Origin of the sequence: Moorena sp. SIO2C4 (assembly GCF_010672485.1) — a bacterium.
In the GTDB taxonomy this organism is placed as follows: Bacteria; Cyanobacteriota; Cyanobacteriia; order Cyanobacteriales; family Coleofasciculaceae; genus Moorena; species Moorena producens.
Map to the genome: position 1 here is coordinate 1 of NZ_JAAHGN010000311.1, position 7302 is coordinate 7302.

The 7302-nt window shown below is 41.8% G+C and carries 5 protein-coding genes and 1 pseudogene; 3 read left to right on the top strand and 3 right to left on the bottom strand.

Going from position 1 to position 7302, the window contains the following annotated elements; all coding sequences use genetic code 11:
- Nucleotides 1-62 precede the first annotated feature (62 nt).
- Both F6K20_RS40020 and F6K20_RS17250 read right to left on the bottom strand, forming a co-directional pair.
- Nucleotides 63-299, bottom strand: coding sequence for an SAM-dependent methyltransferase (locus F6K20_RS40020; RefSeq protein WP_202799160.1), 237 nt, complete (start codon nucleotides 297-299; stop codon nucleotides 63-65).
- A 450-nt stretch (nucleotides 300-749) separates the two neighbouring features.
- Nucleotides 750-2267: a TIGR04222 domain-containing membrane protein gene (locus tag F6K20_RS17250; protein WP_202799158.1), complete on the bottom strand. Its 1518-nt coding sequence runs from the start codon at nucleotides 2265-2267 to the stop codon at nucleotides 750-752.
- A gap of 461 nt (nucleotides 2268-2728) precedes the next feature.
- Between F6K20_RS17250 and F6K20_RS17255 the strand changes: the two genes are divergently transcribed.
- From F6K20_RS17255 to F6K20_RS17265, 3 genes are read left to right on the top strand one after another with little or no spacing between them, the layout of a single operon-like run.
- Nucleotides 2729-5410 carry an ABC transporter substrate-binding protein gene (locus F6K20_RS17255; RefSeq protein WP_008180263.1) on the top strand — a complete coding sequence of 894 codons (2682 nt, stop codon included), beginning with the start codon at nucleotides 2729-2731 and terminating at the stop codon, nucleotides 5408-5410.
- Complete coding sequence (locus F6K20_RS17260; protein ID WP_008180261.1) at nucleotides 5394-5537, top strand: hypothetical protein; 144 nt, start codon at nucleotides 5394-5396, stop codon at nucleotides 5535-5537. The genes F6K20_RS17255 and F6K20_RS17260 overlap by 17 nt, the downstream gene beginning before the upstream one ends.
- A gap of 60 nt (nucleotides 5538-5597) precedes the next feature.
- Nucleotides 5598-6431 carry a class I SAM-dependent methyltransferase gene (locus F6K20_RS17265; RefSeq protein ID WP_008180259.1) on the top strand — a complete coding sequence of 278 codons (834 nt, stop codon included), beginning with the start codon at nucleotides 5598-5600 and terminating at the stop codon, nucleotides 6429-6431.
- A gap of 16 nt (nucleotides 6432-6447) precedes the next feature.
- On the opposite strand, the pseudogene F6K20_RS17270 reads toward F6K20_RS17265, so the two are convergent.
- Nucleotides 6448-7302: pseudogene (locus tag F6K20_RS17270) on the bottom strand (dynamin family protein); the annotation flags it as partial.

Here is a 7302-nt window from a genome sequence, read left to right on the forward strand (position 1 = left end):
TTCCTTTCCCAGTTTTTCCGTCATTTGCCTGAGAGTTGGCTCTAGACAAGAGTAAACATACTCTAAAAACCTGGGGGGGCGACAAGCGCCCCCAGGTCACCTACACACAGATCAATATTGTCGAAACCAAGAGTATTTAAATAGTGATGAGCGTACTCAATTTGGGTAGACTGTAGGTCAATTCCAGCTACTCTTAAATCTGGAAAAGTTTCCAAAATTATTCCGAAGACAGCTCCGACACCGCAACCGAGTTCTAGGACATGCTCACCACCAGACAGGTTTAAATCACGCAGTATCAGTTTTTATCGCCAATATTGAGCTTGTTCAATTAGGCGTTTTTGCTCTTGGGTTGAATAGCAATGAATGTAATCTTGTTACAAACTAAATCTCCCTATGAACAAAATTGATTGCCTTTAAATCCTTGATTATACTAAATAAAAAATTCAATAATGTCAATTTTTAATCTCAATTTCGGCTAATCTTGAAATTCAGAATAAACTCATAAAGAAAAGAGGGGAGAATGGTGTAAGATAATAACTTTACTCCATCCCACCTCCTGTGATTAACAAAGGTCAGCCAAAAGCAATCATCAAAGCTACTCTTAAACCATGCTTTGGCACCATCAGGGAACAGAAGGATAACGATCAACTATAGCGATTCTGTAGTTAGATGAGGTACATACCAAATTTCTTTCCCCTAGTAGGGCTGATCGAGATGTACCTCACAGTCGCGGGAACCGCTATAACTCTTTAGTCGCCGCAGCCACCGCAGCCGCCACCGCAGCCGCCACCGCAGCCGCCACCGCAGCTGCTACCGCCACCGCAGCTACTGCCACCGCAGCTACTGCTACTGCAGCCACTGCTACTGCTATTACCAGAATTGCTGGGAGGATTAAATACCTTTCGCAAGTTTTGTAGACCATTTTGGCTCAAAACTGTACTACCAAATAGAGCAAATGCCAGGGCTACTTGAGAATTATTCTGAGCATTTTCCAGCATCTGATGCTTAACTTTTAGGTTGTCTAATACAGTATCGCCGTAACCACTACGGTTTACTGGTTCAACCAGAAAGAACAAACCCATGATTGCTGTGATGAGGCACAGTATCATCAGGAAACCGACTGGCTTATGTCGCGAAATGCCTACTATAATTTTGCTGATTCCTAGGAGCAAGACAGCAAACAGAGGGAGTGCGGGATATTGCTGGGCTGATTTGGTTTGGTCTTCTGTAAGTAAGAGATTGAGATCGGTTAAGCGATCGCGTATTTGGTCTGTAGCGGATGCAGCGGATGCTCTAATTTGAGTTATAGTCTGACCAGTTCTAGCACCAATGTCAATTTTCAACTCAAGGGGATCATTTTTGTAAACCAAAGGATTTACTAATTCTAGCCCTCGGTATTCAGGCACAGGTTTTAAATGTCCACCCTGCACAAGGTTAACGATGGCTGTATCGACAGCTCGCTCTTTACCTCCAACTAAATAGCCTGTCTCATAGGCATCGAGAGAGATGGATTTCCCCTCAGGATCGGAAGCTGGTTGTTGTAGATACCAACGTAAACCGTAGGCCAAGACCACCGCAGCACTTACTAGAACTAGATAAAACCCGAGAAATAATAGTCCTGTGAAATTAATTGGGTTTGCGCTATTGACTAAGACTAATGACTCACAACCTGTGATGGTTACTGCCAAGACGAACAATAGGAAAACCATCCTGTATTGGTTGAGGCCGAAGTTGGGTAGTGAGTCTAAACTAACCTTACGCAAACTAACTTTAGGCAAATTAACTTTAGGTAAAATCCAGTACTGCTGAGGGTTTAACCGCACAAAATTGACATGCTGACTAACATGAAGATCAGCAGGTGCCCAAATATCTAATGGTGGTGCTTCCCCAAAGAAATAGTGATAGCTGGCTAGGGTTTTAGTGTACCAATCGTCGAATTTAGACTTTTCACTGGCACCACCACCACTAGGCAGATGATGAAAGGGGATTTGTAGAATGTTTGGGCAAAATTCATTCCAGTAAGAATGGGTATAGGTCAAGTGTAGATGCCACACTTGATCCACTGGATCAGAAGGGGAAACGGGATGGTCAGCTACTACTGCTAGAAACGCAAATTTCTTGTATTCATCAATCACTCGCTTAGTGTATTTAAGACTCCAGTGATTTTCCCGAGCCAGTCGCTTGCTAAAGGGAAATTTGGCATCAGGATCATCTAAGGAAAATGCCTGAAGGCGTTGATAGAGTTGGGTTTGTTGAAGGTTCATCATTGTTTGTGTTTTCCTGTACAATGCTAGTTACCTGAATCTACCCATATATTTATATTCAGCCCAAAAACAAGGTTTTATGAAAAGGTGTTTTGATTTTGCGTTCGGGTAGCGTGGCCTACGGCCAATCGCTTTTCTCAGCAGCCTGATATAGCACTACGCATACCATTAGAGCGGCAGTCTGGCTTCAAATTAGTGTGAAGATAGTTTAAATATTTCTGGATAATTTCAAAAATATGGTATAGTCCATATACTATCAAGTATGCTAGTTGCCTAAATCCCATACCCCCATAACTCAAAGCGCTGCTTGACTCACAATTCTTAGGATTAAAATTCCTAGTAAATCCTGAGGGAGTAACAGCGCTAATCATCAACATGCAAATTTTCGTCAGTCAATCAGAGTCAAGGAGACTCCTGTCGGTGATTGGATCTGGCAATCTACAAAAATACGGCAATAAATAGAAATGAATAGAGTAGTTATTCTAACACTAGATGGTGACCTAGACAGGGGAATTCGAGTCACTTTGGCATGGGGAACAACAGACAAGTCAGCTGAAGGAAAAATTATGAGTCGGTTGGCACCAAACCCCGAAATTTATCAACTATACACCGATTGGCAGAAAGGATATCGTAATTTAGAGTATTTTTACCGAAACCCCCGCTTAACTCCCAAAGGACTGTACATCTCTTCGATGAAATCCTGTGAGCAATTGGTTGACGAGTTAAGCAACAATATTAACCAATGGCTGAATTCTAGATCCGATGGCTTTGACCAGATCAGAAATCAATTAACAACTGAGTTAAGCCGTCATCGTGATATTCGGGTATTGATTCAGACCGATAATCCTCAGCTTCAACGATTACCATGGCACCTCTGGGATGTATGGGAAAATAATCATGACTCCGTTGAATTTAGTTTAATTCCCTTGGAATACCAGCCAACTCCAGAAACTAAACTGAGAAATCGAGTCAGACTATTAGCCATTCTTGGTAACAGTGACGGAATTGATATCGAAACCGACCACAACAATTGGCAGCAAGTCTCTAGCTTAGATTCATCCTCCTGCTTTCTAGTAGAACCGACACGAGAGGAATTAGACCATAAACTTTGGGAAAAAGAGGGCTGGGATATTCTGTTTTTTGCTGGTCATAGTTCTAGCGAATGTAATGATGAAAGTGGTCGAATTTATATCAATCAGGAAGACAGTCTCATCATTGATGATTTAATTCCTGCTCTAAAGGAAGCCATTAAAAACGGCTTGAAGCTAGCGATATTTAATAGCTGTGATGGCTTAGGCTTAGCCAATGCTCTAGCTAGATTACAAATGCCACAAGCGATTATTATGAAAGAGCCAGTCCCCGATGAAGTTGCCCAGACCTTCCTCAGGTTCTTTCTCGAAGAATTTTCTCAAGGAAAGTCTCTCCATAAGGCAGTTAAAGTAGCACGAAAAAGACTCCATTATCTAGAGAATCGATTAGATAAAAAATTACCCTACGCTACTTGGTTACCGGTGATTTATCACCATCCTAAAGCACAACCATGGCGTTGGCCAGTGTCAGGATCATTAGTTACACTTTTGATTAAATTAGCGTTAGGGACTGTTGCGCTCCTTAGCATTTACGGAATTTACAAAATTGCCACAGAGCCTAACAAGCTAGGAGACAAGATTAGTTCTGGAGAAGAGATACTGGATACAACCTCTGCTCGACGTTTCAAGCACCGGGGTGTTAAATTTATGGCAAAATGTCAGACTCCCTGGAGAGATAACTTAGCCATTTTTAGTCAAAAAACTTGGCAACGATGGGAGAGGTGTTGGTGGACAAAATCTAACTATAAAAAAGCTGGTAATTTATTCTTAAAATCCTGGCAAGAGGAAGACAAAGACCCAGAAACGTTAATTTATCTGAATAATGCCCTTTTAGAGGCTACTAAATCCGATTACTACACCATTGCTGTGGCGGTGCCCATCGTTAGAAACAAAAATGGCTCTGTCAAACATCGGGAGCTAGCTCAAAAAATTCTTCGAGGAATCGGTCACGCTCAAACAGAAGTTAACTTAGAGCTTTTTCAGGATAATGACAAACTCCCTAACAACTTTACTGAAAAGTTACTAGGAAAGGATGTTATAAACGGTAAATCTATCAAGGGTAAGGGTCTAAAAGTTCTTATTGCTGATGATGCTAATATCACCTCAGAAGCGATCCAAAGGGCAAAGGCACTAGTCAAGGAACGGGATATCCTAGGGGTAGTTGGTCACTATGCTAGTGATATGACCATGGAAACTGTGGATATTTATAATAGTAATAAGCTAGTGTTAATCTCCTCTGGCTCCACAACGGAAGAACTGACAGAGCACCCTAGAAATTTTTTCTTCCGGACGGTACCTACCGCTAAAATTGCAGCCCAATATTTGGTTGATTATTTGGTTGAAAATGGTCACCAAAAAGCGGCAGTTTTTTATAATCCTCGCAGTCCATTCACTCACTCGTTCTGGCAAGAATTTAAACAGCAGTTTACTAACCAAGGAGGAGAACTTGTCGATATCAAACACTACGATATATCTAAGCCCAACTTTAACCCTAAGCAAGCAATAGAGGAAATTGGGAAAACCCAGGACACAGCTATTGTTTTAAATCCTGATGGTCAAGTCACCAATGCTGTCACTAATGCTATCGATATGATCAAGGAAAACAATGGTCGTAATGTGATGGTGGGTTCCTCGGGAATCGCCAGGTCAAAAACACTAGCACTTAAACAACCCGATCTATTCGAGAACCTTGTGGTGTCTGTTTCCTGGCATCACCTAAACAGTGCTAACCCACAAGTTAATCAAGATGCTCAAACCTTATGGGGAAAATCTTTTAATTCCTTAACTGCCTGGTCTGCTTTAGCCTATGATGCAACTCGTGTGTTGATTACAGCTATCGAAAAACAGAAGAATCCCACACGTCTTGGTATGCAGAAAACCTTGAAAAGTCCTGATTTTAGTGCTGATGGGGTAACGGGAAAAATTGAGTTTGAACCGGCTAACGGTAATCGTAAGAATCCCTCACAAATCTTAGTCCATGTGGTGCCTTGTCCCAACCAGGAGTCTGGGTTAGAGTTTGTGCCCCTTGAGTATTCTTCTTGTGATCAAAAGCATTAAGCTCAAAAGCATTCAGCTATTAGCTATCAGCTATCAGCTATCAGCTATCAGTTATCAGTTATCAGCTATCAGTTATCAGTTATCAGTTATCAGCCATTCGCGTAGCGTGGCCAACGGCCAAGGCTGACGGCTGACAGCTGACAGCTGAATGCTTAGGCTAACATCAACTATAAAGAGGCAAAATACCATGACCAATAATCTTGAGCTAAGTGAGTTTAAACAAGAAATTGCTACTATCTATGATAACAGGAGCAATTCTTACGATAAGGGGGATTTCCATCCTCGGCTTGCAAATTGTCTAATCGAACATGTTGATATCAGACCTGGACAAAAAATCTTGGACATTGCTACGGGAACTGGCTTAGTTGCTATTGAAGCAGCAAAACGGGTTGGTCAGGATGGTCGAGTGGTGGGAGTAGATATTTCTACGGGTTTACTCAATCAAGCTCAACGCAAGATCTCCGCAGCAGGGTTGACTAATATTGAGCTAATCGAAGCTGATGCTGAGACCCTAAACTTTCCTGACAACAGTTTCGACAGAGTGTTATGTTGTTCAGCCCTGCCTTTAATGACAAACGTTCCTGCTGATCTACGCTTATGGAAACGTTTTCTGGTACCAGGAGGCTTAATGGGCTTGTGTGTTTTTGCTAAAACCGCTTTTACTACTGGCTTTATTCTCCAGAACGTTGCCCAAAGATACGGAATTTCATTGATATTTAGCGATGTCACCGGAGATGAAGAAAAATGCTACTCCTTGCTCACAGCAGCAGGATTTGAAGATATTAAAATTAAGCGGGAGCAATTGGGCAGCTACATTACGATAAGTGACGTAGAAGGCACCTGGGATGGTAGCTTAAAACATCCCCTGTGTTGGCCACTGCAGCAACTAGAGCCAAAACAATTAGAACAAGCCAAGGCTGACTACGTTGCCGAAATTAATGCCTTAGTCACCGACAAAGGTATTTGGAACGATATTACTACATTTTTTGTAAGCGGACGTAAAAATATGGAAAATTCTTAATTCTTAATTCTAAATTCTAAATTATTAATTCTGCATTCAATCTTTCCAAAACACTATTTAATAACTGTAGCTGATAAACCTGGCTGCTGGTATCCTGTGGTTGTTGATTTGTTGGCAAACTAATCACTTTCTCTGCCTTGGCTTGATACTTACGCACCATCGAGAAAGCGTCAGTACTGAAACAACTCAGATAATCCTGAGCTGCATCACTTAAGGCTTGGGCTACTTGATGGTCATAAGAGTCAGCGGATGAATTTGACTTATCTTTCTTTGCCCCTTTACTGAGGATATAGCTAGCGCCTCCAGCCATAGCTGCGCCCACTTTACCTTTTAAAACCAAACGGATTCCAGTAGAAAGACCAATTGGGATAACTTTCTTTGACTCCTGAGAAAATTCGGGAGGCTCAGGTATAATAACTTGAGGAGTATCGGGAACGGAAATGATTAGCTTACCAGGAGACTGATGCTCAAAAAACTCACACGCTTTATCAACCCATTCTTGGATTGCCTGTTGATATCCATCAATGTCTTGTTGGAATTGTGCTTGCCAACTGCTAAATTCCCCTTGCTGAAGTGCTGTCGCAAGTTTCGATTGATAGCGTTCTAAAAGTTTGGGCAAATACAGCCAACTCTCGAAATCAGAAACAGCGGCTTGGAATCCTTGTTTAATCAATTTCTGAGCTTTTTGTTGCAGCTCAAGTTTAGCCTGATGCTTCTCTTTGGCACTTTCTAATTCTGAGTTGATGACTTGGATTTTAGACTGTAGTGCTGCTTTAACCTGAGTTGCGATCGCATCCACACGATCCAGCCGAACCGTTGTCTTTTCCCGTTGAGCAGCTACCATGCTTTGCAGTGCTGATTCAAAATATCG